Raw genomic sequence first — 26,130 nt, 5'->3', positions numbered from 1 at the left:
TCGGGGGTATACGGAAGGGAGCGGGCGAAATGGTGTTCTTCCTGCTCGCGTTGATCGGTGCTGTCACCGTCGCCGTCTTGCTGTGGCGAGCCTTCGGCGCCGAGCGGGTCGGGGTGGCCAGCAGGCCACGCACGATCGCACCCGACGACGACCCCGACTTCCTGCGCAAGCTCGGTGAGCAGCAGCGCAAGCGCGGGGACGACGAAGGCTGAGCCTCACCCCGGGATAAAGCGGGCTTTACTCCGGCGCGGAGTAAAGCGGGCTTTATCCCGGCTTAGCGATACTGCTGCTGGGGTCCCGCGAAGCCGTCCGCGACGGTCGCGGCCAGTTCCAGCAGCCCGAGCCGGGTGTCCGGGTTCAGCCGGTCCAGCTCGATCTCCGCGCCCTCTTCGAGGTGCGGGTCGAACGGGATGCGGCACACCGCCCGCACCCGCGCGCCGAAGTGCGCGGAGAGCTTGTCCAGGTCGACCGAGCCGCCCTTGGGGCGCACCGAGTTGATGACCGCGACGGAACGCTTGACCAGCTCGCCGTAGCCGTGCGCCTCCAGCCAGTCCAGCGTCGCCGAAGCGCTGCGCGCGCCGTCCACCGAACCGGACGAGACGATCACCAGCGAGTCCGCGACGTCGAGGACGCCCTTCATCGCCGAGTGCATCAAGCCGGTGCCGCAGTCGGTGAGCACGATGTTGTAGAAGTGCTCGAGCAGGTTGACCGTGCGCCGGTAGTCCTCCTCGGAGAACGCCTCCGACACGGCCGGGTCCTGCTCGCTGGCCAGGATCTCGAGCCTGCTGGAGCCCTGCGAGGTGTACGAGCGGACGTCGCTGTAGCGGGTGATCCGGTCCGCGTCGCGCAGCAGGTGCCGCACGGTCGCGGTGGTCTCGATCGGGATCTTCTGCGACAGCGTGCCGCGGTCGGGGTTCGCGTCGACGGCGACGACCCGGTCACCGCGCAGCGAGGCGAACGTCGAGCCGAGCGTGGTGGTGGTCGTGGTCTTGCCGACACCGCCCTTGAGGCTCAGCATCGCGATCTTGTAGCAGCCACGCAGCGGCTGGTTGACCCGGCCGATCAGCTCGCGCCGCTTCGTGTCCGCCGGGCTCTCACCCGGGTTGATCAGCTTGCCGGAGCCGACGTAGACCGCCTTGCGCCAGCCCGACTGCGGGCGGCGCTTGACCTGCTTGACCAGGTGCGCGGTGGACAGGTCGGCGCCACCGTTGAGTGCGTGCCGTCCGTGCTGCGGCTGGGGCAGCTGACCGGGCTGCTGCTGGTACTGGGGCTGCTGCTGCGGGTGCAGCGGCGGCAGGTTCTGGTCGTACTGCGGCACCGGGTACGGGCCGGAGACGTTGGGGTTCACCTGGTAGGGCCCCGAAACGTTCGGGTTGACCTGGTGCGGTCCCGACGTAGCCGGGTTCACCTGGTGCGGGCCTGAGTTGTTGGGGTTGACCTGGTAGCCGCCCGAGTTCGGGTGCGGCGTGGAATCGGTCCGCTCCTCGGAGAAGATCGGCTCCGCCGAGCTGGTTTCGGCCGGTTCGACGGGCCCGTTGGTCGGTTCTTCGCTGGGTCCGGTCACCGGTGTGTTCCTCCCGCTTACCTTGAACGCCGTACCCACGCACGGTAGCCGGGCGTGAGGTGGATCATCAGCCGACCCCGGCGTACGAGTGCAGGCCCGCCGTGACCAGGTTGACGAAGAACAGGTTGAACACGGTCGCGGAGAAGCCGATCACGTTGATCACCGCGGCGCGCGTGCCACGCCAGCCCGCGGTCGCCCGCGAGTGCAGGTAGGCGGCGTAGATGACCCAGGCGATGAAGGCGACGGTCTCCTTGGGGTCCCAGCCCCAGAATCGGCCCCACGCGGCCTCGGCCCACACCGCGCCGCAGAGCACGCCGAAGGTGAAGATCGGGAAGCAGATGATGGTCGTCCGGTACGCGATCCGGTCGAGCACGTCGGCGTCGGGCAGCTTCGGGCCGAACTTGGGGAACTTGGCCGGGTTCTTGTCGTTCGCGGTCTTGAACAGGTACAGCACGCTGGCCACACCGGGCACCAGGAACGCGCCGGAGGACAGGATGGCCGCCGAGACGTGGATGACCAGCCAGTACGACTGCAGCGCGGGCTGGACCGGCGCGGCGATCGTGTACAGCATCGTGCCGTTGACGAACATCAGGATCACGACCGGCAGCAGCATGAACCCCGAGAGGTGGCGCACCGGGAACTTCTTGATCACCACGAGCCAGGTGACGACCGCGACGAACATCGTCGCCATGCCGTACTCGTACATATTGCCCCACGGCGCGCGGTGCGTCGCGAGCCCGCGCAGCACGATCGCGGTCAGGTGCAGCAGCGCGCCGAGCACGAGCAGCGCGGCGCCCATCCGGCCGATCCGCTCCGCGCGGCCGGTCTGGGGCGGCGTGGTGATCACGCCGGGGGTCTCGGTGACGGCGGGTCCACCCGCGCCGACCAGCACCTTCTGCTTCGCCCGCTCGGCCGCGGCCCGGCCCTTGGCGCCGAACGACTGCTCGATGAGGAAGAACACCAGCGCCAGCACGTAAATCGCCGCCGCCGTGGTGTACGACCAGTCGCTGTACTGGGACAGCGTCTCGTTGATCGGCATGCTCAGGTCCCCTTACCCAACTCCCGGGTGATCCGGGTGAACTCCTCGCCATAGCCCGCTTGGTCGGTGCGGGCGAGCCCGGCGACCTCGACCACGGTACCTGCCTCGCCCTCGCCGCCCGGTGTCGCCCGTACCCACACCCGCCGCCGCTTGACCAGCAAAGACGCCCCGAGACCGAGCAGCATGGCGATCGCGCAGACGAGCACGTAGCCCTGGGTCGGGTCGTGCGAGACCTGCAGTGAGACCCACGGCCGGGCGCCGTCGAAGCGGATCTTCGTGCCGTCGTCGAGCACCACGTCCTGGCCGACCTCGAGGTTCTTGCGCGCGACCTTCTTGAGCCTGCCGTCGTTGATCAGCGACTGGTCGACCTCGAAGATCGACTGGCCCTTGCCGTTGTCGGTGCCGATGTCGCCGCGCAGCACGTCGATGGCGACGGCGGGCTTGTCCAGCTCCGGCCTGGCCGAGGTGAGCACGTTGCCGTGCAGGAACGCGGTCGGCGCGAGCAGGCCGGTGATCGCGAGCTGCTTGGTGCGGCGGACGGCCGGGTCGGTGATGCCGGGCGGGTCGAACTTCGTCGCGCCCTCGGACAGCTTGGTCTGCTCGTTCACCGGCCGCCACTGGATGGTCTGCGTGCGGCTGGTGCCGTCGGGGTAGGTGACGGTGAACGTCGGCGAGTAGCCGTACCCGAGCAGGTAGAGCCGTTCGCCGCCGGTGCGCAGCGGCGAGTTGACCTCGAGGCGGTACGGCTTCCAGGTGCTCAGGTCGTCCGCGGTCTGATACTCCACATTGGCCGAATACTGGATCGGCTGGCCGATGTCGGTGTACTTCGCGGTGAAGTCGTTCACCCTGACACAGAAGGGATTCAGCTGGGTCCCGTCGACACGAAGGCCGGCGTTGAAGGCGTCGTAGGCATAGATGCCGGAGTTGCAGAACTGGTCTTTCCCGTTGGCCTGCACGATGACCTGGCCGTCGTAGCCGAACATCTTGCCCAGCGCGAAGAACACGATCAGCCCGAGCATCCCGAAGTGGAAGACCAGGTTCCCGGTCTCACGCAGATAGCCCTTCTCGGCCGAAAGACTGTCGTCGTGCTGCGCGATCCGCCAGCGCCCCAAGCGTTTCCGGCTGTCGGCGAACACCTCGTCCGGCGTGCGCTCGGTGACGAAGCGCGTGTAGTGCGGCATCCGCGCGAGATTGCGCGGCGTCAGCACCGGCTTCGCGCGCATCGACTTCACGTACTCGAAGCTGCGCGGGGTGAGGCAACCGACGAGCGAGATCATCAGCAGCAGGTAGATCGCCGAAAACCAGACGCTGCCGTACACCTCGAAGAACTGCGCGCGGTCGAGCAGCGCACCCCACCAGCCGTGCGCGGTGATGTACGCCTCGGTCTTGGGCGCGTTGAGCGTGCGCTGCGGCAGCAACGCGCCGGGCAGCGCGGCGAGCGCGAGCAGGAACAGCAGCACCAGCGCGGTACGCATCGACGTGAGCCCACGCCAGGCGTTGCGGAGGAACGCGAGCTTCGGCGCCGAGTAGGCAGGCCGCTCTTCAGTCGTGGTCACAGTGGCAACTTCGTGTTGGAGACAACGGAATTCCTCAGCACACCGATCAGCTCGCCCCACAGCCCGGTCACCAGCAGCACGCCGACGATCAGCAGCAGCACCCCGCCGAAGATCTGCACATGACGGCCGTGCCGCCGCACCCAGTCGGTGGCCCGCACGGCCCAGCGTGCCCCGAACGCGATCAGCAGGAACGGCACCCCGAGCCCCACGCAGTAGACCAGCGCCAGCGCGACCCCGCGCACCGCCGTCCCCCCGGTCGCCGTGGCGATCGAGAACACCCCGGACAACGTCGGCCCCAGACAGGGCGTCCACCCTAGCCCGAAAACGGCACCCAGCACGGGCGCGCCCCACAGCCCGCCGCGCGGCACCTTGTGCGAGCGCACTTCCTTCTGCAGCCAGGGAATCCAGCCGAGGAACACCAGCGCCATGGCGATGGTCACAACCCCGCCGACCCGCTGCAGCACATCCTCGTTGACCAGCAGGACGTCCGCGAGCCAGACCAGCGTCCCCATGGTCCCCACGAAGACGACGGTGAACCCGAGCACGAACAACCCGGCCGCGCCGACCACTGCGTACCGGCCCCGCTTGCGCTCCTCTTCCGCGCTCACGGCGGGTGCGTCGGCCCCGACCAGCGCGGCGAGGTACGCGAGGTACCCCGGCACCAGCGGAACCACGCACGGCGAGGCGAACGACACCATCCCGGCGAGCAGCGCCACCCCGGCGGCGAGCAGCAACGGTCCGCTCATCGCCAGCTCGGTCAGGTTGCTCACCCTGACCAGCCTAAAGAGTGAGCTTCCTGTGAACCGCCCGGGTCCCACCTGGCCGCCGAACCCCGAAAGTGGCTTTCGTCAGATGGCATCACCCGAAAGTCGCTTTCGTCAGATGCGACCTGACGAAAGCCACTTTCGGGCAAAAACGAGCTACTCGGCGGCGAGGGTGCGGAGCAGGGGGGTGATGTCCGAGGCCAGGAGTTCGCGCAGGTAGACGGCGGCGACCCGGTGCTGCTTGTCCAGCACGATCGTCGACGGGATCACGTTGCGCGGGTAACCGGAGAGCTGCAGCAGCGAACGTCCGGCCGGGTCGTAGAGGGACGGGTACGTCAGGCCGCGGTCGCGCATGAAGTCCTGGGCCGCCGACCGGTCCGGGTCCTTAACGTCGATGCCGAGCATCTGCACGCCGGAAGCCTTCGTCTCCTGATAAGCCTTCTCAAGCTCAGGGGCTTCACTGCGGCAAGGGCCACACCACTGCCCCCACAGGTTGAGCACGACCACCTTGCCCGCGAAGTCCTTGGTGGAGAGCTGCTTGCCCTCGTTCATCAGGTCGTCGGCGGACAGCGCCGGCGCGGTCTGGCGCTCGGCGACCGGATAGGTGATGTCGACCTTGCCGCCGGGCGCGACGAACGAGAAGCTGCTGCCCTGGGAGACCGCGTCCTTGCCGGCGCTGCAGCCGGCGAGCAGGAACAGGACGAGCACCAGGACGCGTTTCATGCGCCGGTCACCTTCGGGTCGGTCGTGCCCGCGGGCTCGCTGTAGACGATGCGGACCAGCTCTTCGCCCTCGAAGACCAGCGAGGTCAACGAGGCCAGCGAGCACTGGCGCTTGCGCGGGTCGTGCCAGAGGCGCTTGGCCTCCAGGAACCGACGCAACGTCCAGATCGGGAGCTGGTGCGACACGCAGAGCGCCTCGTGGCCGTCGGCCGCGGCACGCGCGCGGTAGACCGCGCCGAGCATGCGGTGCGCGATCTCGAGGTACGGCTCGCCCCAGGACGGGGTGAACGGGTCGCGGAGCTTGCTCCAGTGCTGGGGCTGGCGGAGCGCGCCGTCGCCGACCGCGACCCGCTTGCCCTCGAACTGGTTGTCGGCCTCGATCAGCCGCTCGTCGGTCGCGACGTCGAGCCGGTGCGCGCCCGCGATCGGCGCGGCGGTCTCCTGCGCGCGCTGCAGCGGGGACGCGACGACGTGCACGATGTCGTGGCCCGCGACGGCCTCCGCGACCGTCAGCGCCTGCCGCTGGCCGCGCTCGGAAAGCCGGAAACCGGGCAGGCGGCCGTAGAGGATCTTCTCGGGGTTGTGGACCTCGCCGTGGCGAAGCATGTGGACGACGGTCGTCATGGCTTCACCGCCGCGGCGGCCGCGCGGGCGGCGGCGGGCAGTGCGTTTTCGATCACTTCGAACCCTTCGTCGTCCAACGCGGCGTTGACGAACCACGCTTCGTAAGCGCTCGGAGGCGCGTAGACGCCCGCGTCGAGCAGCGCGTGGAAGAACGCCGGGAAACGCCAGGTCTCCGCGGCCTTCGCGCCGTCGTAGTCGATGACCTCGGACTCGGTGAAGAACACACTCACCAGGTTGCCCGCGTACTGGACTCGGTGCGTGACACCGGCCTCGGTGAGCGCGCTGCCGAAGAGATCTCCGAGTCGCGAAGCGTTCTCGTTCAGCTTCGCGTAGACCTCGGGACCGGCCGCCCGCAGAGTCGCGAGCCCGGCCGCGACGGCGACAGGGTTCCCAGACAGCGTGCCCGCTTGATAAACCGGCCCGGACGGCGCGAGCTTCGCCATGACGTCGGCGCGACCGCCGAACGCCGCGGCGGGCAGCCCGCCCGACATGACCTTGCCGAAGGTGTAGAGGTCGCCCGCGACACCGTCGATGTCGAACCAGCCGGCGCGCGAGACGCGGAAGCCGGTCATCACCTCGTCCATGATCAGCAGCGCGTCGTTCTCGCGCGTGATCTCACGCAGGCCCGCGTTGAAACCGTCGATCGGCGCGACGGCGCCCATGTTGCCAGCCGCCGCCTCGGTGATGACCGCGGCGATCTCGCCCTTGTTGTCCTCGAACGACTTCCGCACGGCGGCGAGGTCGTTGTACGGCAGCACGATCGTGTCCGACGCCTGCGCGCCGGTGACGCCCGGCGAAGTCGGCAGGCCCAGCGTGGCCAGTCCCGAACCGGCTTCGGCGAGCAGCGCGTCGACGTGACCGTGGTAACAGCCGGCGAACTTGATGATCTTCGGCCGGCCGGTGAACCCGCGCGCCAGCCGGATCGCGCTCATCGTGGCCTCGGTGCCGGAGTTGACCAGCCGGACCCGCTCGACGGGCCGCACCCGCGAGATCAGCTCCTCGGCCAGCTCGACCTCGCCGATGGTCGGCGTGCCGAACGAGAGCCCCGAGTTCGCCGCGGCCTGCGTCGCCGCGACGACGTCGGGGTGCGCGTGGCCCAGGATCATCGGGCCCCACGAGGACACCAGGTCGACGTAGCGGGCGCCGTCGGCGTCCCACAGGTACGGGCCCTGGCCGCGCACCATGAACCGGGGCGTGCCGCCGACCGAGTTGAACGCCCTGACCGGGGAGTTGACCCCGCCAGGCGTGGCAGCCTTCGCCCGCTCGAACCATGCCTTGGACTGATCGACTTCAGAAGTCACCCGGCCAGTCTCGCAAACCCGCTCAGCCTCCGGAGCGGGCGGGCTGCTGGGTGATGGACTGCGCCGCGACCTTGCCGTCCGCGCCCGCCTGGCCCTGGACGAGCACGGTCGCGCCCGTCTTCAGGTCGGTGACCTTGCCCGGCTGGGTCACGTTCACGGTCGTCGAGTCCGAAGTGGACACCGCGACCTCCGTGCCCTGCATGGTCTTCACGTAGATGGTCGAGCCGTCGACGCGTTCGATGGTGCCCGCCGTGCCGCCCCGGCCGAAGCCGCCCTGGCGCCCTTGACCACCGGGAGCCTGCGGCTGACCGCTGGGCCGGGCCTGGCCGGTACGAGAGGGCGTCGACGAACCGGCCAGCGCGGAGTGCGTCCAGGCCCCGCCGCCGAACGCGACCGCGACGACGAGGATCCCGCCGAGGATGAGCGTGACCTTGCCGACCGGCTTGGCCACCGCCTTCATCTCCTTGTCCAGGTCACCGGTGACGGCCGGGCTGGCGACGATTTCTTCCGGAGTGGGTTGGGTCATGGCTCCTACTCGTGCCTGAGAGCGTCGATCGGCCGCAGGGAAGCAGCCCGATTCGCGGGATAACTACCGAAGAACAGCCCGATGAGCGCGGAAACCGCGAACGCGAGCACGATCGAGGACGGCACCACGACCGGGGTGATCCCGGCGATGGTGAACCGGCTGCCGAGCACGCCGATCGCGACGCCGAGCAGTCCGCCGAACAGACTGAGCATGGTCGCCTCGGCGAGGAACTGGCCGAGTATCGCCGACTTCGGCGCCCCGATCGCCTTGCGGATGCCGATCTCGCGGATCCGCTCGGTGACCGTGACCAGCATGATGTTGGTGACCCCGATCCCGCCCACGAGCAGCGAGATCGCGGCCACCGCGGCCAGCAGCACCGTGAACGTCTCCGTCGCCGAAGTCCGGGTCGCCAGCAGCTGCTCCGAGTTCTGGATCTGGAAGTCCGGGTTCCGACCAGCGACCACGCCGTGGCGGGCGTTGAGGATCGCGGTCACCTCGGCCTGCGCGAGCGAGACCGAGTCGGCCGTGGTCGCCTGCACCGCGATCTGGTTCAGGTTCCCGTAGCCGGTCAGCGAGTTCTGCACGGCCGTGAGCGGCGCGATGGCGACGTCGTCCGCGTTCTGCAGCCCGGTCGCGCCCTTCGCCTGCAGCACGCCGATCACGGTGAACTGGATGCTGTTGAGCAGCACCCGCTGCCCCACCGGCTCGGCCGTGCCGAAGATCGACTGGGCCGCGGTCGGCCCGAGCACGACCACCTTGCGCGCGGCCGTCACGTCCTCGGCGGTGAACAGCGCGCCGTCGGCGACGGCCCGGTTCGTCGTGGTGAAGTACGCCGGTTCGGTGCCGGTGACCGACGGCAGGTCGTAGGTCGTCTGCCCGAAGGTCGCGGTCGCGGACGTGCTGACGACCGGCGATGCGGCCTTGACGTCCGGCGCGCCGACCGGGTCGACCAGCGCGTGCGCGTCCTGGGTGGTCAACGGCCGCGCCGCCGAGCCCTGCCCGCGCGCAGGCGAGACGTTGAGCACGTTGGTGCCGAGCCCTTGGATGCTCGCCGTGATCGACGCGGACGCGCCGTTGCCGACCGCGACCAGCAGGATCACCGCGGCGACGCCGATCGTGATGCCGAGCGTGGTCAGCGCCGAGCGCAGCTTGTTCGCGGTCAGCCCGCGGACCGCGAAGCGCAGGATCTCCAGTAGGTTCACGCGACGCCTGCCAGCAGGTCGGAGACGATGACCCCGTCGCTGACCCGGATCACCCGGTGCGCGTGCGCGGCGACCTCGTCCTCGTGCGTGATGACCACGACCGTGCGGCCCAGCGCGTTGAGCCGGTCGAACACGCCGAGCACCTCGGCGGTGCTGGCCCGGTCGAGGTTGCCGGTCGGCTCGTCGGCGAGCAGCATCGCGGGTCCGGTGACCAGCGCGCGGGCGACCGCGACGCGTTGCTGCTGACCGCCGGAAAGCTCACTGGGCAGGTGTTTCGCGCGATCGGACAACCCGACCATCTCCAGCGCGGCCAGCGCACGTTCGCGCCGCGCGGCACGCCGCAGTCCCGCGTAGATCAGCGGGAGTTCCACATTGGACAGTGCGGAAGTGCGCGGCACCAGGTTGAACGACTGGAAGATGAAGCCGATCTTCCTGTTGCGCAGCAAGGAAAGCTGGCGTTCGTTGAGTTCGCTGACCGGGAAGCCGTCGAGTTCGTACTCCCCCGCGGTCGGCACGTCGAGGCAGCCCAGCATGTTCAGCAGCGTCGACTTACCTGAACCTGACGCGCCCATGATGGCCACGTATTCGCCCGGCATCACATCGAGATCGACGCCGCGCAGCGCGTGGACGGCCGTGTCACCCGAGCCATATGTCTTACGCAGCCCCGAAACCGCGATGACCGGCCTCATCCTCGGCCACCGGTTCCACCCGGCAACCCGCCGGTGCCGCCCGTACGTTGGCCACCATTGCCGCCGAATCCGCCTGTGCCACCGAATCCGCCGGTGCGCCCGTTGTTCGTGGTACCGGGCGATGCTGCGGTCACGACGACCCGGTCGCCCTCGTTCAGCCCGGACTTGACCTCCACAGTGGACTCACCGCGCACGCCGATCTGGATGGTCTTGGTCGACGTCTGCCCTGCGGCGTCCTCGACCACGACTGTGCTCGCGTTCCCGGCCGTCGTCACGGCGGCGGCTGGCACGCTCAGCACGTCATCGGCCTCGGCGACGGTGATCACGACACTCGCGGACTGGCCGGGCCGCAGGCCGTCAGGCGGGCTGGCGAGCGTCAGCTGGGTGCCGTACGCGACGACGTTGCCGCTGGCTGTCGGGGTCAGGTCGATCTTGCTGACCGTGGCCTGCACGGGCGCGTTCGGCAGCGCGTTGATGGTCACGGTCGCCTTCTGCCCGGCCTTGACCTTCGAGGCGTCGATCTCCGCGACGGAGGTGTTGACCACCAGGTTCGTCATGTCGGTGATCGTGATGAACGCACTGCTGCTCGACGAAGCGCTGCTGGACGACTGGCTGTTGTTGCCCGAACCGGAGCCACTGCCCGAAGCCGACTGCTGCTGGCCACCGCTTCCGGAGGACGAGCCGACCTGCTGCCCGACGGTCCCGTTGATCGCGGTGACCGTGCCGGAGCCCGGCGAGGTGAGCACCGTGGCGTTGACGGCGTTCTGCGCGGTCTCGACGTCCAGCTGGGCCTGGTCGACCTTGGCCTGCAAGGCGGTCGTGCTCTGCCCGTTGGCGGTGTCGGCGTTGCTGAGGTTCTCGTTCGCCACCGCGAGGTTGGCCTTCGCGACCTGCAGCTGCTTGGTCGCGGTCGTGCCGTCGACGGTCGCGAGCCGCTGGCCGGTGCTGACCACGTCGCCGACCGAGACGCTGATGGAGGTGACCTTGCCGGAGGTGCCGAAGTTCGCCGAACCGCTGTACCCGCTCGCGATCGTGCCCGCGGCGGAGACGGTCTCGGTGACCGTGCCGCGCTGAACCGGAGAGCTGCGGGTCTGTGCTTGCGCGGTGTTCGTGGCCGGGGTGAATGCCTGATATATCCCGAAACCCGCCGCCCCGAGCAAGACGACGAGCACCCCGTTGACAATCAAAGTCCGACGTTTCACGGGCGCAACAGTCGACCCGCCCGCTGTCGGTTTCCTAGGGGTTTCCTGTGAGTCAGCTGTGAGCTGGCTGCTTGGGCTTGCGGTGCTTGGCGCGGATGGCGAGTGAGAGCTGGCGAACGGCGTCAACCAGCAACAACACGGACAAAATGCCGAGCCCGAGCGCGCCGGCGAGCCAGTTGCCGAACCAGCGGGTGGACACCAGGCGGGCGCCGTCGGCGCTGATCACCGTCAGGTCCGTGTGCGCGTGACCCCAGCACACGAAGCCGAGCCAGATGAGCACGGCCGCGACGATGACCTCGCCGAGCGCGACCAGCGCGCGCACCGGCCGGTGCAGCGGCGCCAGCTCGTCGGGCGGCTGCCAGAGGTCGGACCCGGTCGGCTGGGGAAGGTCGATCACGAGGAGCCCCTCACTTCGTTGAGCGCGTCACGCAATGCCTCGACGTCCTTGGCCCATGCCAGCACCACGGTGCCGTCCTCGAGCCGGATCGGCAACTCGTCGTACTTGCGCGGCACCGTCCAGCCGCCGCCGAGCACCCGCGCGCCGACCGGCGTGCCGACGTCGTCGAGTTCCTTGATCTGGCCGAGCGGCAACGCTTCGCGGCCTTGCCACAGTTCGAGCCTGGTGACGCGCACGGTCAGGTATCGCCGCCGCGCGTACGCCCACGGCAGCGTGATGAGCGCCAGGCCGAGCCCGACACCGATCCAGGTCAGCCCATGCCTCGGGCCGCCTCCGATCAGCTCGGTCAGGTAGCCGACGAGCGCGAAGACAGGTCCCCAGATCAGCGCAAGCCAGCTGACGGCCTGCTCGCGGTATCGGTCTTCGTCGCTCATGGCAGCTGGCGGCCGACCTTCGGGAAGTACGGCTGCACCTTCGGCAGGTACATCAGCAGCAACGCGATCAGCCCGAACAGCGGCCCGAACAGGAACGCGAGGCCGTTGAGCTTGATGAAGATCAGGAACAGCACGGTCGCGATCAGCAGGCCGGTCAGCACTGTGCGCGCCGACCGGGTGCCCTCGCGTGCCTTCCAGGCGAACAGCACGAACAAGCAGCCCATGACGATCGCGCCGATCAGCATGGCCAGCAGGAAGTACGTCGCCCCGCTGGCGATCTTGTCGGCCGTCGCCTTGGGGTCGACGTTGTTCTTCACCTGCTCGTCGATGAAGTGCTGGCGGAGGATGAACAGGCTCAGGTACGCCGCGACCATGAACACCGCCGCGGCGACCCACAGCCAGAAGGAGACCTTCACCTCGGTCGGCGTCTCGTCACTCACCCGGGCAGCTTAATTGGTCGTTGGCGGCCTGAGTCCGAGCCGACCGGCCAGCGTGGCGAGATCACGATGCGTCCGCCCGTCGAGCGGCACCCCCAGCGCCCGGCACTGCTCGGCGTGTTCGGCCTCCGGCCAGCCCGGATACCGGATCGGCACGTCGCTCTCCCAGCCCAGCACGCTGCCGAACAACGCGCTCGCGGCCCGGTAGAACCCGTCGGCGCTGCGCAACGCGGTCGGCGCGATGGCCAGCGCCATCAGCCCGGTGTCGTGGTCGTGGTCGTCGACCCCCGACAGCAGACCGGCGAACACCTCCACCATCAACGTCAGCCCGCCAGCCTGCGCGGTCGAGTCGAGGTCGAACACGAACGACGGATACGCGCCCGCCGGCGCCGCGACGCCCAGCGGATTGACTCCCTCGCGCACGCTGCCGGTGGCCATGACCATGCCGATCATGCCCTGGGAAAGTGCGCGGGCCGCATGGAAACCGGCGCGGCCGAACGGGCTCACCCCACGCAGCGAGACGAGGCCGACGCCGTTGCGCGAGGCCCTGGCGACCGCCCGGTCCATGGCGTGGCTGACGGCCCACAGGCCGAGCCCGTGCCGGTAGTCGATCAGCGCGGCGGCGCCCCGGTCGGCGATGACCAGCGGCTCCGGGTCGGGCGCGATGAGTCCCTGCTCGAGCATCGGCAGGTAGGTGCGGAAGAGGTTGGTGATCCCGTGCTCCGGCTGGCCGACGAGGTCGCCGTAGCACAGCGCCTCGGCGGCACATCTGGCCTGCAACGGCCCGACGCCGTACGCGACGAAGACGTCCGCCGCGAAGCCGATCAGCGTGTCGACGTCGACCCGCGTGCGCGCCTGCTCGGGAATTTCGATGCTCTGTGGTTTGGTTCGAGGTCTGAGAGGCACTTAACCGAGAGTGATGATCGTTATCGTTGCTGTCAACGAACCCGGCGACCTCCCACCGGAAGAGGTGATTCCGCCATCCGGCGGTAACGAACCCCGAAACCCCTTACCCCCCAAGACTTTCGGGGTCAGTCGTTGAGCCAGGCGGTGGCTTCGGCGGCCCAGTAGCTGAGGATGACGTCGGCGCCCGCGCGGCGGATCGAGGTGAGCACCTCGAGGATCGTGCGCTCACGGTCGAGCCAGCCGTTGGCCGCGGCGGCCTCGACCATCGCGTACTCGCCCGAGATGTTGTACGCCGCAACGGGAACCGACGACAGGTCGGCGGCGGACCTGATGACGTCCAAATAGGACAGTGCGGGCTTGACCATGACCATGTCGGCGCCCTCGGCGATGTCCAGCTCGATCTCGCGCAGCGCCTCGCGCGCGTTGCCCGTGTCCTGCTGGTACGTCTTGCGGTCGCCCTTGAGCTGCGAGTTCACCGCCTCGCGGAACGGCCCGAAGAACGCGCTCGCGTACTTCGCGGAGTACGCGAGGATGCCGACGTCGGTGTGCCCGGTCTGGTCGAGCGCGCGGCGGATGACGCCGACCTGGCCGTCCATCATGCCGCTCGGGCCGACCATGTGCGCGCCAGCTTCGGCCTGCGCGACGGCCATCTCGGCGTACACGCTCAGCGTGGCGTCGTTGTCGACCTTGCCGTCGACGTCGAGCACGCCGCAGTGGCCGTGGTCGGTGAACTCGTCGAGACAGGTGTCGGCCATCAGCACGGTCTCGTCGCCGAGCTCGGCACGCAGGTCGCGCAGCGCGACGTTGAGGATGCCGTTCTCGTCGATGCCGCCGGAGCCGGTGGCGTCGTGCTTTTCGGGGACACCGAAGATCATCAGACCGCCGACCCCGCCACGGACGGCGGCGACGGCGGCTTTGCGGAGTGAGTCACGGGTGTGCTGGACGACACCCGGCATGCTCGCGATCGGGCGCGGTTCGGTCGCGCCCTCGGCCACGAACATCGGCAGGATCAGCTGACGGGGCCTCAACGTGGTTTCCCCCACCAGCCTGCGCATGGCCGGGGTTACACGGAGTCTGCGGGGACGATGTTCTGGGAACACTCCCCCAAGGTTACGCCTGCCCGGGTGAGCCCCTTCCACCAAGCCGGGCTTGGTGGAAGGGGCCCTCACTCAGCGAACCGGCACGCTCACCTTGTTGCACTGTGACGGCGGGTTGGTGCAGGCGGAGACAGCCAGCGAGACAGGCGCGATCTCCTCAGAGGTCAGCACAAACTCCTTCGACTGGCCGTTGGACTGCAGCGTCCAGTTCTGGCTGCCCAGCCAGCCGGTCAGCTCGAGTTTGCCCACCATGAACCGCTCCGGTGGCGTGGTGTCGGTCAGCTTCACCACGATCCGCGCCCGGTTCTGGCCGGAGAGGTACTCCACGGTGCCGTCGACGCGCTGCGCGTCACACCCGGCCGGGCTGCAGACCGAGAACGGGGTCACCGCCTCCTGCGTCGCGGACGCGGTGCCCGCGAGACCGAGTAATCCGAACGCCGCCGCACCGGTCGCGGCGGTAATACGGGCAGCACGAGAAATGGGTTTCACAATCACTCCCCAGTGACGATTCCTGATGTGTTTCACCAGGAAGAGGCCAGGTTAGCGACACCTCCGACGACTCAGGAACAGATTTCAGCCAGCACTGAAACGCAAAAAGGCCGCCTCGGAAAAGGCGGCCTTTTTGCGAATCAAATTCAGCTACGACGAGCGCGCTTCGCCTTGCGCGGCGGCGGCAGCGCACCCTCGGCACGCAGGCGCGCGGCGTGCTCCGCCAGCGCGTCCACCAGGTGCGGGATGTCGGCCTTCTCGGGCTGGACGTCCACGCGGAGCCCGAACTCGACCGCGGTCTCCGCGGTCTTCGGGCCGATGCACGCGACCAGCGTGCGGGTGTGCGGCTTGCCGGCGATGCCGACGAGGTTCCGCACGGTCGAGGACGAGGTGAAGCAGACCGCGTCGAAACCGCCGGTCTTGATCATCTCGCGGGTCTCGGCCGGCGGCGGAGCCGCACGGACGGTCCGGTAGGCCGTCACGTCGTCGATCTCCCAGCCGCGGTCACGCAGACCGGCCGACAGGGTCTCGGTGGCGATGTCGGCGCGCGGCAGCAGCACGCGGTCGACCGGGTCCAGCACGTCGTCGTACGGCGGGAACTCGGCCAGCAGGCCCTCGGAGGACTGCTCACCGGTCGGCACGAGCTCGGGGATGATGCCGAACGAGCGCACCTTGGCCGCGGTCGACTCGCCGACGCAGGCGATCTTCACACCGGAGAACGCACGCGCGTCGAGGCCGAACTCCTCGAACTTCTCCCACACCGCGCGGACCGCGTTGGTGGAGGTGAAGACGATCCACTGGTACCGGCCGTCGACGAGGCCCTTGACCGAGCGCTCCATCTGGGCCGGGCTGCGCGGCGGCTCGACCGAGATGGTCGGCACCTCGTGCGACGTGGCGCCGTGGCCGCGAAGCCGCTCGGCCATCTCGCCAGCCTGCTCCTTGGTGCGAGGCACCAGCACCTTCCAGCCGTACAGCGCGCGCGACTCCCACCACGACAGCTTGGAGCGCTGCCCGGCCGCCTGGCCGATGGTGACGATCAGCGGGCCGACGAGCTCACCGGCGTCCTGCGACACCGACTGCAGCGTGGTGTCGAGGGTGCGCTGGGTGTTGATGGTGCCGTTGGAGGTCACCGCGACCGGGGTCGACGACGGCAGCCCGTGCTCGACCAGCTGCGACGCGGCCTCGGCCAGGTGGCTCGAGGTGGCGTTCAGCACGATCGGGCCAGCCGACTTGGCCAGCGCGGCCCAGTCGATCTCCTCACGCACGTCGACCTCGACGTGCGTACCGCCGAGCGCGACACCGGCGTAGGCCGGGACGGCCGCGCCGGGCGAGACGCCCGGGATGATGTCGAAGACCGCGCTGGTGCGGGACACGGCCTGCACCTCGGCGACCACGGCGGGCTGGGTCAGCGGGTCACCGGCGATGAGCCGGAGCACCAGACGGCCTGCCTTGGCCTCGTTGGTCAGGTCCTTCGCGACCTCGGCCGGCTCACCGACGGCCGGGCGGACCTCGGCCTCGGCGCTGGCGAAGGCCAGCACACCGGCGGGTACGTCCGGGTCGGTCACCACGACCTCGGCCTTGGCGAGCAGCTCCTGGGCGCGGACGGTCAGCAGACCGGCGTCACCAGGGCCCGAGCCCACGAAGGCGACACGCCCTGTGGTCTTACGCGCGGGGGTCATCGTTTGCGTTTCTCCTCGTAAGCGGCCGTAGTCCATCCCGGCCGGATCTTTCAGCGTCTTACTGGGTGGTGCGACCAGGTCCCGAGAGCGCTCCGGCTCCCAGGTCCAGCAGCTCGGCGGCCAGTGTCCGGCCGAGCTCTACCGCTTCAGTCTTTTCCGCGAGCGCGGAGGCTCGCAGCATGTCCACCGCTCCACCCTCGAACTCGGCGGCAGCGGTGCCGCGCAGCGAAATCCGTTCGATGACCGCGCCCTCGGCGTCCAGGTCCTCGACGACTTCCGCCAAAGCTCCGACCGGGGCACTGCAGCCCGCCTCGAGCGCCGCCAGCAGCGAGCGCTCGGCGGCAACGGCCACCCTGGTCGTTTCATCGTCCAATGTGGACCGAAGCAGGTGCTCGGTGTCCACATCGGCCGACCGGCATTCGACCGCCAGCGCACCCTGCGCCGGCGCGGGAAGCATCTGGATCGGGTCGAGCGTCTCGGTGATCGCGTCGCCGCGGCCGATCCGCACCAGTCCGGCACGGGCGAGGACCACGGCATCCAGCTCGCCGCTCGAGACCTTGCCCATGCGGGTGTCAATGTTGCCGCGAATCGGCACGATTTCCAAACCGAGGCCCAGCGCCTGCAGCTGCGCGGTGCGCCGAGGGGACCCGGTGCCCACTTTGGAACCCGGCGGCAGCTCACCGAGAGTGAGGCCGTCACGGGCGATCAGCGCGTCACGCGGGTCCTCGCGCGGCGGCACGGCGGCGAGCGAAATGCCCTCGTGCGGCGCGGTCGGCAAGTCCTTGTAGGAGTGGACGATCACGTCGACGTCGCCCGCCAGCAGCGCGTCGCGCAGCGCGGAGGTGAACACCCCGACCCCGATCGTGGGAATCGGCGCGCTCGAGACGTCACCGGGCGTGGTCACGGTGACGAGTTCGACTTCGGCGCCGGTCGCGCGCAAGGCGTCGGCGACCGTTCCGGTCTGCGCGAGTGCGAGCTTGCTCCCGCGCGTCCCGATCTTGATTACTCGGCTCACTTGTCTTCTTCCGGAGTTGCTGTGGGGCTGGCGACCGCGGCCGGGGCCTGCGGGTCGAGACAGAACAGCTCGCGCAGCGCGTTGGCGTAATCGGTGTCGGCCGTCTCGGCGGCCAGCTGCTTGACCCGCACGGTCGGCGCGTGGAGCAGCTTGTCGACCACGCGGCGCACCGTGCGGCCCACTTCTTCGCGTACCGCGACGTCCATGCCGGGCAGGCGGTTGTCCAGGCGGAGCAGTTCGGCGTCGACCACCTCGGCCGCACGGCGCCGCAGCGCGGTGACCGTCGGGGTGACCTCGGCGCTGCGCTGACCGGCGAGGTACTCGCGCACCTCGTCGAGCACGATCCCGGCGGCGCGGGCCTTCTGCTTCTCCGTGGTCGGGGTGCCTGCCTCGCGCATGCGGCGCTGGACGGTCTCGAGGTCGACCAGCGTCACACCAGCGACACTCGTCACGGCCGGGTCCACGTCGCGCGGGAGCCCGAGGTCGCAGATGACGACCGGCTTGGTGCGCGTCGCGAGGTGCTCGAGGGTCACCACCGCGTCCTGCGCTCCGGTGCACGCGACGACGACATCGGCCTTCGCGACGGCGGCGGCGAGCTCGCTCATCGGCATCGCGCTCGCCGGCACGCCGTGCTCGGTGATCGACGCGGCGAGGCGTTCGGCGTTGACCTGGGTGCGGTTGACGACCGTGATCGCGCCGACGCCCGCCTTGCGCAGGTGCGAACCGGACAGCGCGCCCATCGAACCGGCGCCGACGATCAGCGCGTGCGCACCGGTCAGATCACCGGCGGCGGCCAAGGATTCGGAGACGACCGAGGCACCTAGTGCGTCAAGTCCGGTCTCGGTGTGGACCCGCTTGCCGACGCGCAGCGTGGTCTGGATCAGCTCGTGCAGCGTCCGGCCGACGGTGCCGGCCTCGCGAGCGTCCGCATAGGACGACCGCACCTGGCCGAGGATCTGGGTCTCGCCGACGACCATCGAGTCCAGTCCGGACGCGACATTGAACACGTGCTCGACCGCGGCGCCCGCGTAGTGCACGTACAGGCTGTCGTAGAGGTCGGTCTGGTCCATCCCGGCCTGCGCGGCCAGCACGTCCGTGACGTCGTTGAGGCCGCCGTGGAAGGTTTCGACGACCGCGTAGACCTCGGTGCGGTTGCAGGTCGAGACGAGCATGACCTCGCTGACGTGCGGCGCCTGCTGCAGCTGGTGCAGCACCTTGCCCTGGTTGTGCGGCGCGATCGCGGCGCGTTCGAGTGTGGTGAGTTCGGCGCTGCGGTGGGACAGGCCGACAGCAAGAATGCTCATGTCTGGATCACGTACCCGTTCCCGGTTCCGTTCGCTCCGAGTTCCGCGTCGGCCCGCCGTGCCACGTGGAAGGACAGGATCTGCAACTCGACGGCCAGGTCGACCTTGCGTACCTCTATATGCGATGGCACTTGAAGCACGACTGGGGCGAAGTTGAGGATGCACTGCACGCCGCCCGCGACCAAGCGGTCGCAGACGGACTGCGCCGCGGTCGGCGGGGTGGCGATGACGCCGATGGAGATCTCGCGCTCCTTGCACACCGAGGCGATGTCTTCGAGGTGGGAGACCGGGATGCCGCCGACCGGGATGCCGATCAGGTCGGGGTCCAGGTCGAACAGCGCCTCGACCGGGAAGCCGCGGCCGGGGAACCCGCCGTAGTTGGCCAGCGCGTGGCCGAGGTTACCGATACCGACCACGGCGACCTTGTGCTTGCGGGTCAGCCCGAGTATCCGCTCGATCTCCTCGATGAGGACGCTGACCTCGTAGCCGACGCCGCGCGTGCCGTACGAGCCGAGGTACGAGAGGTCCTTGCGCAGCTTGGCGGAGTTGACCCCGGCGGCAGCGGACAGCTCCTCACTGGCGACCGTGGTCGCGCCCTGGTCCGACATCCCGGAGAGAACCCGCAGGTAGACGGCCAGCCTGGCGACGGCGGCCTCGGGGATCGAGCGGGCGCGCACCGGGTCCGCTTCGACGGTCACCGCGGGCATCTCGGCGGTCGGCGCGTTGTCCGCGTCCGGCGTGCCGGCGGCCACCGCGGCCCCGTTGCGCCGGCCTCGCTGTGACACCACGCGGTTCTCCTCACCGAAAACGCAAAAACTGACTCTTGACCCGGCGAGCGTCTTCCGGTTCGATCCGGGCGCCGCACGGGGCCGACGCGTCTACGGTAGCCACTTGTGAACGCAGGCACAAAGTCACAGGTCGGCGGCATGACGAACGCCACGCAGGGGTCGTGAGTGGCGCGGCCGGTTAGAACCGGTCATACCACTCACGACCCCTGAGGGCCTGGCGTCAGGACTTGTTGGTGCCGGGGGTGAGGACCTTGCCGATCACGAAGACCGTCGCGTTCTTGGTCGGGATGTTGCCGCAGAGGATCGGGTTCCCGTTGACGGTGATGTTCTCACCGGAACCTTCGATTTTCAGCGGGCCGCCTTCGGTGTTCAAAGTGTCGATGGAAACCTCGTCCGCGAGGCCTTTCGCGTCATAACGCTTGCTCGCGACGTGGTATTTGAGAATGGGCGCGAGCTTCTCCGGATTGTTCGCCAATTCCGTGAACTTCGCGTCACCCAATGCCTTGAACGCGTCGTCGGCCGGTGCGAACACCGTGATGCCGGGAGCCGAGTTGAGCGGGTCGACCAGGTTGGCGGCGGTGACGGCCGCGACCAGCTTCTTGAGGAGCGGGTTCGTGCCGGCCGCGCTGCCGACGGGCTGCGGGCCCATCGAGTCGAGGCTGCCTGGGGCGTTGCCGGTGGGCAGCTTGGAGCAGGCGGGGCCGAACACGTCGGCGTTGGTCGTGACGCCGTCGCTGCCCGAGGCGGCCGCCGACGAGGCCGACGCGGGCGCCGCAGCGGGCGGCGGCGCCGGGGCGGGTGCGGAATTCGACGCGTTACCACCCATGCTGCAGGCACTCAACGCGAAAGCGGACCCGAGCGCGATTCCGACCACGCCACGAACATTCTTCACTGCGCATCACTCCAGCCGGGGAAGGGGAAATCTCACAGGACAGGAGGTATTCGCCACAGGCCCGAGAAGGGATTGGTCGTGAGTGATACGGCCGGTTCTAACCGGTCAAAACACTCACGACGCCTAGCGCGCGTCGAGGGAGACGGAATGCCAGCCGGTGGCGCCGTCGGGGACGACGTCGGCCCGCGCTTCCGTCTGCGTGTAGCCGGTCTGGTCGGTCGCACGGACGAACAGCTGATGCGTCCCCTTCGGGACGTCCACGTCGAGCCACCACATGCGCCAGGCGTCCTTGGTCACCTCGGCCGAGAGCATGGCCTGCTGCCACGGCCCCTGGTTGAGCCTGACCTCGACGCGCTCGATGCCGGTGTGCTGCGCCCACGCGATGCCGGACACGCGCAGCGGACCGGTGCCCACCTGGGCGAACCCGCTCGGGCTGTCGATCCGCGACTCCGTCTTGATCGGACCGAACTGGCCCCAGCCACGCTTGAGCCAGTACGCCTGGCGGCCGGCCCAGGTGGTCAGCTCCAGGTCGGTGACCCATTTCGTGGCCGACACGTACCCGTACAACCCCGGCACCACGAGCCGCGCCGGGAAGCCGTGCTCGACCGTCAACGGCTCGTCGTTCATGCCGATGGCGAGCATCGCGCCGCGGTTCGGGTCCAGCACGATCGGCACGGGCGTGCCCGCGGTCCAGCCGTCGACGCTGGTCGAAAACAGCTGCTCGGCGCCGGGCTTCACGCCCGCCTCGTTGAGCAGGTCGGCCAGGTCGACGCCGATGAACTTGCCGGTGGAGATCAGGTCCCCGCCGACCTCGTTGGACACGCAGGTCAGCGTGACCACCCGCTCCACGAGCGGCCGGTTACGGATGTCCGAGTAGGAGAAGGTGATCTCCCGATCCACCATCCCGTGGATCTTCAGGCTCCAATCCTCGATGCGTACCTGCGGCACCACCAGTGCGGTGTCGATCTTGTAGAACTTCTCCGGCGCCACCGTCAGGAACCGCGGCGTGCCGAACTTGGCGAAGTCCGCGTCCGCCGGGATCGGCGGCGCGGTGCGCGCGGCGACGAGCCTGCCGACGGTCGCGCGCGAACCCTCGGCGTCCTTCGAAGCCCCGATCGACTGCCCGGCCAGGCCCGCGACCCCGGCGCCGACCGCGACTCCGGCCCCGGTGATCAGGAACTTCCTTCGGGTCGTGCCTTCGACCGGCTCGGCGTAGGTCTGCGGCAGCAAGATCCGATGCAGCCAAGTGAACACCACGACACCGACAAGAACGCTCACGAACGGCGCGAGGATCGCCAGCTGCCCCAGGTCTGGCCTGCTCATCACGGCCGCGATGCCCGCGACGCCGAACAGCCCGACGATGATCTGCCCGGCCAGCGGCTTGCGCCGGGAGAGCACGCCCGCCAGGCAGGCGGCCAGCAGCATCACCAGCGCCATCCCGGTCAGCAGCACGGCCTTGTCGGCGGTGCCGAACGTGTCGACGGCCCAGGTCTTCACCGGCAGCGGGGTCAGGTCGATCGCCGCGTTGCCGACCGCGAGGTACGGCGAGGCGTTCAGCCCGACGAAGGCCGCCACCAGGTGCCCGGCGGCCAACGCGGCGACCGCCGCCAGCACGCCGGCCAGCGCGCCGAGCGGGATCGGCAAGAGCCGGGTCTTGGTCTTCAGCTCACTCACACTCCCATCTTCGGAGCGGAGTGCCGTCCCGGTTGGCCAGAGCGCCTTACGGCTCGCTTACGAGTGTCTTGCGAAGCCGCAGCTCATCCACCGACCAGTAGCTGTGCTCATCGCCGTCGACCAGGATCACCGGGACCCGGTCGCCGTACTCGGCACGCCATTCCGGGTCGCTGTCGACGTCGGCGGTCGTCCACTCCACGCCGAGCTCGGCGCAGATCCGCGCGACGTCCTCCTCCGCCTTGACGCAGGCGGAACAGCCTTCCCGGCTCATCACCGTCACCTGGTGCGACATGGTTTCAGCGTAGCTTGACGCGGCGCAGCTTCCCGGTCGACGAGTGCGGCAGTTCGTCGACGAACTCGACGATCCTCGGCACCTTGTACCCGGCGACCTTGGCCGCGCAGTGCTCGATCACCTGCTGCTCGGACAGCGCGGCGCCGGGCGCGGGCACGACGACGGCCTTGACCGCCTCGCCCGTGCGCTCGTCGACGACGCCGACCACGGCGGCCTCGGTGACCTCCGGCAGCTCGTTGATGATGTTCTCGACCTCGGTCGGGTAGACGTTGAAGCCGTTGACGATGATCAGGTCGTTCGCGCGGTCGACCAGGTGCAGGTCGCCGTCGGTGTCGAGGTAGCCGACGTCGCCGGTGCGGAACCAGCCCTCCTCGTCCGGCCCGTGGTCGCCGTCCGGCCAGTACCCGGAGAACAGGTTCGCGCCGCGGACCGCCACCAGCCCGGTGCCGGAGCCGTCTTCGAACGGATCGTCCTCGTCTTCGGGCAGCTCGGGCTTGCCGTCGCTGTCGACCAGCCGCAGTTCGATGCCCGGCAGCGGCCTGCCGACCGACCCCGGCTTCGGGTAGCCGGTGACCAGCGTGGACGTCACCACCGGCGCGCATTCGGTGAGCCCGTAGCCCTCGAACACGCCCAGCCCGGTCGCCTGGCGGATCGCGGCGAGCACCTTCGGGTGCAGCGGCGCGGCGCCCGAGGTGAGCCTGCGGACGGTCGCCAGCCCGGTCGCGAGGTCCTCGGCGGGCAGCGCGGCGAACTCGCCGTACATGGTCGGGACGCCGGCGATCGCGGTCACGCGGTGCGTCGCGCAGTCCGCGAGCGTGCGCTGCGCCTCGAAGCGCTCGGCGAACACCACGGTCGCGCCGACCGCGACGGCCGTCAGCAGGCCGGGGCCCAGCCCGTAGACGTGGAACAGCGGGATGGTGATCAGGATCCGGTCGGCCCACTCCAGCGTGCCCGGCCCGGCCTGCAGCACCTGGTCGACGTTCGCGCGCAGCGCGCGGTGCGACAGCATCACGCCGCGTGGCGGGCCGGTGGTCCCCGAGGTGTACGAGATGACCGCGATGTCCTCGCCGGTGCGGCCGAGATCGACCGGCTCACCCGGCTCGACGCCGGGCGCGACGGACGAGACTTCGTCGGGCAGTCCGTCAAATGGCTCGCGCTCGACGACCAGCTTCGCGCCGCTGTGCGCCAGCAGCTGGAGCAGCTCCGGGCCGGGCGCCTGCGGCGAGATGGGCACGACGATCGCGCCAGCGCGCAGCGCGGCGAAGAACGAGACCGCGAAATCCGGTGAGGTCGGCAGCCGCAGCGCGACCCGGTCACCCGGCTCGACGCCCGCCGCGATCAGCCGTGCCGCCAGCCCGTTCGCGGCCGCGTCGAACTGTGCCCAGGTGAGCGTGCCGCCGGTGCCCGTCTCGATGAGCGCGACATCGTCCGGCCAGTTGTCCCCGGCGTGGGCAAGCAGCTGCGAGACGCTCAAATCGACTCCCGTGGTTAGGCGTGGAGGACCGTTGCCAGTTTGTCATCTCCTCCCCCGTCATGGGGATACGCGGGCTTCGTCGCACCTCCGCAACCTGGACACCACTACCTACTTCCCGGTAACAACACGTATGCTGCCGAAACGGACCCGCGTGTCATTGCTCACGCAGGGTCGCCGAAGGGAGTCACCTTGACCGCTGTTGACGAAGCAGTCCGCACAGGTCAAGACTCCCTGCGGGGATTCGGGGGCGTTGACTACAGTGGCGAGCCCGCCGGAGGTGCCTCGAGATGAGCCTGCAAGTCGCCGCGATGCGTGGACCCGCCGCACTGGTGGCCGGGCACATCATCAGGCGTTCTGCTGCCAAGGCCACTCCCAAGAAGGATCCGGAACTCGCGAAGACCGAGGCCTGGGAGCTCGTCACGGCCGCCCAGAAGGGCGACTCCGGCGCGTTCGGCCTGCTCTACGACCGCTACGTCGACGTGGTCTACCGCTATGTCCTCTTTCGGCTCGGCGACCGCGACCTGGCCGAGGACGTCACCAGCGAGACGTTCCTGCGCGCACTGCGGCGCATCACCTCGGTCAGCTACCAAGGCCGTGACGTCGGCGCCTGGTTCGTCACCATCGCGCGCAACCTGATCCTGGACCACGTGAAGTCCAGCCGCTTTCGGCTCGAGGTCGTGACCGACGAGGTCACCGAGCCGACCGCGGGAGGCCAGCCGGGTCCCGAGCAGGAGGCGATCACCCGCGCGACGCGGACCGAGCTGCTCAAATGCGTCGCCGAACTGGGCGATGACCAGCGCGAATGCATCATCCTGCGTTTCATGCAGGGCCTGTCGGTCGCCGAGACCGCGCAGATCATGCGCCGCAACGAAGGCGCCATCAAGGCGTTGCAGCACCGGGCCGTCCGCAGGCTCGCCCAGCTGCTGCCCAACGGCATTCGTTAGCCCGTTTTACCTACTTTGGAGTAGCCGTAACTCCGGGGGACTCCGGATCGTTCTCATTCCGACTGTGCCGGTGATGGAGTCGGAGTGCGGGACTTGAGACGTGAGCGCGAGGAGAGCGAAAGGTTCGCTCGCGCCCTCGACGACCCCTCCGAAGCCGGTGATTTCGGCGCCGAACTCGCGCTGATCGGCGGCCTCCGCTCGCTCGGCGCGGCGGGCACGCCGGACGAGGAGACCAAGGCCCGCATCCGCGCGGAGATCGTCGGACGGCTCGCGCCTCCCGACGAGGAACCGGAGCCGGTGCACGCGCCGCGCGTGATGACCCGCGTGCTCGTCGCCGCCGCGACCGTCGGGATCGCGCTCGGCGGGCTGAGCATGGTCATGTCGAAGGACGCCTTGCCGGGCGACGCGCTCTACTCGATGAAGCTCGCAGGCGAGCAGGCCGAACTCGGGCTCACCTTCGGCGAGCAGGAGAAGGCCGAAAAGCACCTCGAGTTCGCCACCAACCGGCTCAACGAGCTGTCCCGGGTCGATCCCACCACCCCCGCCTTCCGCGAGGGCCTGGCCGACTTCGAGAGCGAAGCACGCCAAGGCGTCACGCAGCTGACCGCGTTCGCGACGGCCAACGGCGGACAGGTCCTGCTGACGCAGCTGCGGGACTGGGCGCGTCAGCACACGGGCAGGCTCGCCGCCGCCGATCCGACGCTGATGAAGATCGAGCAGCGGGCGACGGATCTTTCCGGGCGGCTGAACTGCTACCAGATCACCACCGGCCTGGCCGACGAACTCGGCATGCTGCCCTCGACCGGTGTCTGCGAGCAGGCGCCGTCGAAGCCACCGCCCAACCCCAACGAGCCCGAGCAGACGCCGACCGTGCCGACCTCGATGCTGACGTCGACCAGCTCGCCGTCGCCGGGGGTGTCGCGGCCGACCAGCGCCGGGCCGCCGCCGTCCGGCAGCGCGGTGAAGCCGCCGCCGGTGGTCCCGCCGCCGATCCTGCCGACGCAGCTGCCACCTCTGCCGATACCGACGACAAGTCAGCCGCCGTTGATCTCGCTGCCACCCTTGTTGCCGGGCTTGCCACCTATCATCATTCCCTAGGCTTGACGCGAGCCTGGTTCC

28 protein-coding genes are annotated in these 26,130 nt (G+C 69.3%); 3 read left to right on the top strand and 25 right to left on the bottom strand.

Annotated features, from left to right (window positions below; translation table 11 throughout):
* Positions 1-32 precede the first annotated feature (32 nt).
* A complete protein-coding gene (locus BLV57_RS26855) occupies positions 33-212 on the top strand; it encodes a hypothetical protein (protein WP_091294192.1) in 180 nt (59 codons plus the stop codon).
* Positions 213-274: 62 nt separating this feature from the next.
* On the opposite strand, the gene BLV57_RS26850 is transcribed toward BLV57_RS26855, so the two are convergent.
* The 25 genes from BLV57_RS26850 to BLV57_RS26730 all read right to left on the bottom strand — a co-directional run bounded on the left by BLV57_RS26850 (position 275) and on the right by BLV57_RS26730 (position 24,067).
* Positions 275-1,564 (bottom strand): MinD/ParA family ATP-binding protein, encoded by a 1,290-nt coding sequence (locus tag BLV57_RS26850; RefSeq protein ID WP_091293362.1) that lies wholly within the window; start codon positions 1,562-1,564, stop codon positions 275-277.
* Positions 1,565-1,631: 67 nt separating this feature from the next.
* Positions 1,632-2,603, bottom strand: a complete 972-nt coding sequence (gene ccsB, locus BLV57_RS26845; protein WP_091293360.1) for a c-type cytochrome biogenesis protein CcsB — start codon at positions 2,601-2,603, stop codon at positions 1,632-1,634.
* Between the two features lie 2 nt (positions 2,604-2,605).
* Positions 2,606-4,159 carry a cytochrome c biogenesis protein ResB gene (gene resB, locus BLV57_RS26840; protein ID WP_245757536.1) on the bottom strand — a complete coding sequence of 518 codons (1,554 nt, stop codon included), beginning with the start codon at positions 4,157-4,159 and terminating at the stop codon, positions 2,606-2,608.
* Positions 4,156-4,929: a cytochrome c biogenesis CcdA family protein gene (locus tag BLV57_RS26835; protein WP_091293359.1), complete on the bottom strand. Its 774-nt coding sequence runs from the start codon at positions 4,927-4,929 to the stop codon at positions 4,156-4,158. The genes resB and BLV57_RS26835 overlap by 4 nt, the downstream gene beginning before the upstream one ends.
* 150 nt (positions 4,930-5,079) lie before the next feature.
* On the bottom strand, positions 5,080-5,646 hold the full coding sequence (locus tag BLV57_RS26830; RefSeq protein WP_091293357.1) for a TlpA family protein disulfide reductase: 567 nt from the start codon (positions 5,644-5,646) through the stop codon (positions 5,080-5,082).
* The gene (locus BLV57_RS26825) at positions 5,643-6,269 is read right to left on the bottom strand and encodes a histidine phosphatase family protein (protein WP_091293356.1); all 627 of its coding nucleotides are present in this window, start codon (positions 6,267-6,269) and stop codon (positions 5,643-5,645) included. The genes BLV57_RS26830 and BLV57_RS26825 overlap by 4 nt, the downstream gene beginning before the upstream one ends.
* Positions 6,266-7,570: a glutamate-1-semialdehyde 2,1-aminomutase gene (gene hemL, locus BLV57_RS26820; protein WP_091293354.1), complete on the bottom strand. Its 1,305-nt coding sequence runs from the start codon at positions 7,568-7,570 to the stop codon at positions 6,266-6,268. The genes BLV57_RS26825 and hemL overlap by 4 nt, the downstream gene beginning before the upstream one ends.
* Before the next feature lie 22 nt (positions 7,571-7,592).
* Positions 7,593-8,096 (bottom strand): hypothetical protein, encoded by a 504-nt coding sequence (locus BLV57_RS26815; RefSeq protein WP_091293352.1) that lies wholly within the window; start codon positions 8,094-8,096, stop codon positions 7,593-7,595.
* 5 nt (positions 8,097-8,101) lie between these two features.
* Positions 8,102-9,298 (bottom strand): ABC transporter permease, encoded by a 1,197-nt coding sequence (locus BLV57_RS26810; RefSeq protein WP_091293351.1) that lies wholly within the window; start codon positions 9,296-9,298, stop codon positions 8,102-8,104.
* The gene (locus tag BLV57_RS26805) at positions 9,295-9,987 is read right to left on the bottom strand and encodes an ABC transporter ATP-binding protein (protein ID WP_091293349.1); all 693 of its coding nucleotides are present in this window, start codon (positions 9,985-9,987) and stop codon (positions 9,295-9,297) included. Before BLV57_RS26805 ends, BLV57_RS26810 begins: the two co-directional genes overlap by 4 nt.
* Positions 9,984-11,189, bottom strand: a complete 1,206-nt coding sequence (locus tag BLV57_RS26800; RefSeq protein WP_245757535.1) for an efflux RND transporter periplasmic adaptor subunit — start codon at positions 11,187-11,189, stop codon at positions 9,984-9,986. The genes BLV57_RS26805 and BLV57_RS26800 overlap by 4 nt, the downstream gene beginning before the upstream one ends.
* A 52-nt stretch (positions 11,190-11,241) precedes the next feature.
* On the bottom strand, positions 11,242-11,586 hold the full coding sequence (locus BLV57_RS26795) for a hypothetical protein (protein WP_091293347.1): 345 nt from the start codon (positions 11,584-11,586) through the stop codon (positions 11,242-11,244).
* Positions 11,583-12,020 (bottom strand): hypothetical protein, encoded by a 438-nt coding sequence (locus tag BLV57_RS26790; protein ID WP_091293346.1) that lies wholly within the window; start codon positions 12,018-12,020, stop codon positions 11,583-11,585. Before BLV57_RS26790 ends, BLV57_RS26795 begins: the two co-directional genes overlap by 4 nt.
* On the bottom strand, positions 12,017-12,460 hold the full coding sequence (locus BLV57_RS26785; protein WP_091293344.1) for a hypothetical protein: 444 nt from the start codon (positions 12,458-12,460) through the stop codon (positions 12,017-12,019). Before BLV57_RS26785 ends, BLV57_RS26790 begins: the two co-directional genes overlap by 4 nt.
* Before the next feature lie 9 nt (positions 12,461-12,469).
* Complete coding sequence (locus tag BLV57_RS26780; protein ID WP_091293342.1) at positions 12,470-13,363, bottom strand: Ldh family oxidoreductase; 894 nt, start codon at positions 13,361-13,363, stop codon at positions 12,470-12,472.
* A gap of 125 nt (positions 13,364-13,488) precedes the next feature.
* The gene (gene hemB, locus BLV57_RS26775) at positions 13,489-14,463 is read right to left on the bottom strand and encodes a porphobilinogen synthase (protein WP_091293340.1); all 975 of its coding nucleotides are present in this window, start codon (positions 14,461-14,463) and stop codon (positions 13,489-13,491) included.
* A 69-nt stretch (positions 14,464-14,532) separates the two neighbouring features.
* Entirely contained in the window at positions 14,533-14,949 is a 417-nt protein-coding gene (locus BLV57_RS26770) for a hypothetical protein (RefSeq protein ID WP_143047156.1), read from the bottom strand.
* Between the two features lie 146 nt (positions 14,950-15,095).
* Complete coding sequence (locus tag BLV57_RS26765; RefSeq protein ID WP_091293336.1) at positions 15,096-16,628, bottom strand: bifunctional uroporphyrinogen-III C-methyltransferase/uroporphyrinogen-III synthase; 1,533 nt, start codon at positions 16,626-16,628, stop codon at positions 15,096-15,098.
* 58 nt (positions 16,629-16,686) lie between these two features.
* Positions 16,687-17,643, bottom strand: a complete 957-nt coding sequence (gene hemC / locus BLV57_RS26760) for a hydroxymethylbilane synthase (RefSeq protein WP_176968835.1) — start codon at positions 17,641-17,643, stop codon at positions 16,687-16,689.
* Positions 17,640-18,947: a glutamyl-tRNA reductase gene (locus BLV57_RS26755; RefSeq protein WP_091293334.1), complete on the bottom strand. Its 1,308-nt coding sequence runs from the start codon at positions 18,945-18,947 to the stop codon at positions 17,640-17,642. Before BLV57_RS26755 ends, hemC begins: the two co-directional genes overlap by 4 nt.
* Complete coding sequence (locus BLV57_RS26750) at positions 18,944-19,735, bottom strand: redox-sensing transcriptional repressor Rex (protein ID WP_176968834.1); 792 nt, start codon at positions 19,733-19,735, stop codon at positions 18,944-18,946. The genes BLV57_RS26755 and BLV57_RS26750 overlap by 4 nt, the downstream gene beginning before the upstream one ends.
* 220 nt (positions 19,736-19,955) lie before the next feature.
* Positions 19,956-20,561 (bottom strand): fasciclin domain-containing protein, encoded by a 606-nt coding sequence (locus tag BLV57_RS26745; RefSeq protein WP_091294184.1) that lies wholly within the window; start codon positions 20,559-20,561, stop codon positions 19,956-19,958.
* Positions 20,562-20,750: 189 nt separating this feature from the next.
* Positions 20,751-22,301: a molybdopterin-dependent oxidoreductase gene (locus BLV57_RS26740; protein WP_245757534.1), complete on the bottom strand. Its 1,551-nt coding sequence runs from the start codon at positions 22,299-22,301 to the stop codon at positions 20,751-20,753.
* A gap of 46 nt (positions 22,302-22,347) precedes the next feature.
* Positions 22,348-22,593 (bottom strand): glutaredoxin family protein, encoded by a 246-nt coding sequence (locus BLV57_RS26735; protein ID WP_091293332.1) that lies wholly within the window; start codon positions 22,591-22,593, stop codon positions 22,348-22,350.
* A gap of 4 nt (positions 22,594-22,597) precedes the next feature.
* Positions 22,598-24,067, bottom strand: a complete 1,470-nt coding sequence (locus BLV57_RS26730) for an AMP-binding protein (RefSeq protein WP_091293330.1) — start codon at positions 24,065-24,067, stop codon at positions 22,598-22,600.
* Positions 24,068-24,354: 287 nt separating this feature from the next.
* On the opposite strand from BLV57_RS26730, the gene BLV57_RS26725 reads away from it, so the two are divergent.
* Positions 24,355-25,011 (top strand): sigma-70 family RNA polymerase sigma factor, encoded by a 657-nt coding sequence (locus BLV57_RS26725; protein ID WP_091293328.1) that lies wholly within the window; start codon positions 24,355-24,357, stop codon positions 25,009-25,011.
* Between the two features lie 84 nt (positions 25,012-25,095).
* Positions 25,096-26,109, top strand: a complete 1,014-nt coding sequence (locus tag BLV57_RS26720) for a DUF5667 domain-containing protein (protein WP_245757533.1) — start codon at positions 25,096-25,098, stop codon at positions 26,107-26,109.
* The last annotated feature ends 21 nt before the right edge of the window (positions 26,110-26,130 follow it).

The organism is Amycolatopsis xylanica, assembly GCF_900107045.1.
GTDB classification, from domain to species: Bacteria; Actinomycetota; Actinomycetes; order Mycobacteriales; family Pseudonocardiaceae; genus Amycolatopsis; species Amycolatopsis xylanica.
Note: the sequence above shows the minus strand (reverse complement) of the source record. Positions and strands in the feature narration are given on the sequence as shown.

Bases quoted from the DNA above. Each gene is read 5' to 3' on its own strand.
- ccsB (WP_091293360.1), bottom strand. From the start codon at position 2,603: ATGCCGATCAACGAGACGCTGTCCCAGTACAGCGACTGGTCGTACACC.
- BLV57_RS26830 (WP_091293357.1), bottom strand. From the start codon at position 5,646: ATGAAACGCGTCCTGGTGCTCGTCCTGTTCCTGCTCGCCGGCTGCAGC.
- BLV57_RS26825 (WP_091293356.1), bottom strand. From the start codon at position 6,269: ATGACGACCGTCGTCCACATGCTTCGCCACGGCGAGGTCCACAACCCC.
- BLV57_RS26815 (WP_091293352.1), bottom strand. From the start codon at position 8,096: ATGACCCAACCCACTCCGGAAGAAATCGTCGCCAGCCCGGCCGTCACC.
- BLV57_RS26805 (WP_091293349.1), bottom strand. From the start codon at position 9,987: ATGAGGCCGGTCATCGCGGTTTCGGGGCTGCGTAAGACATATGGCTCG.
- BLV57_RS26790 (WP_091293346.1), bottom strand. From the start codon at position 12,020: ATGAGCGACGAAGACCGATACCGCGAGCAGGCCGTCAGCTGGCTTGCG.
- BLV57_RS26765 (WP_091293336.1), bottom strand. From the start codon at position 16,628: ATGACCCCCGCGCGTAAGACCACAGGGCGTGTCGCCTTCGTGGGCTCG.
- BLV57_RS26755 (WP_091293334.1), bottom strand. From the start codon at position 18,947: ATGAGCATTCTTGCTGTCGGCCTGTCCCACCGCAGCGCCGAACTCACC.
- BLV57_RS26745 (WP_091294184.1), bottom strand. From the start codon at position 20,561: ATGGGTGGTAACGCGTCGAATTCCGCACCCGCCCCGGCGCCGCCGCCC.
- BLV57_RS26735 (WP_091293332.1), bottom strand. From the start codon at position 22,593: ATGTCGCACCAGGTGACGGTGATGAGCCGGGAAGGCTGTTCCGCCTGC.
- BLV57_RS26725 (WP_091293328.1), top strand. From the start codon at position 24,355: ATGAGCCTGCAAGTCGCCGCGATGCGTGGACCCGCCGCACTGGTGGCC.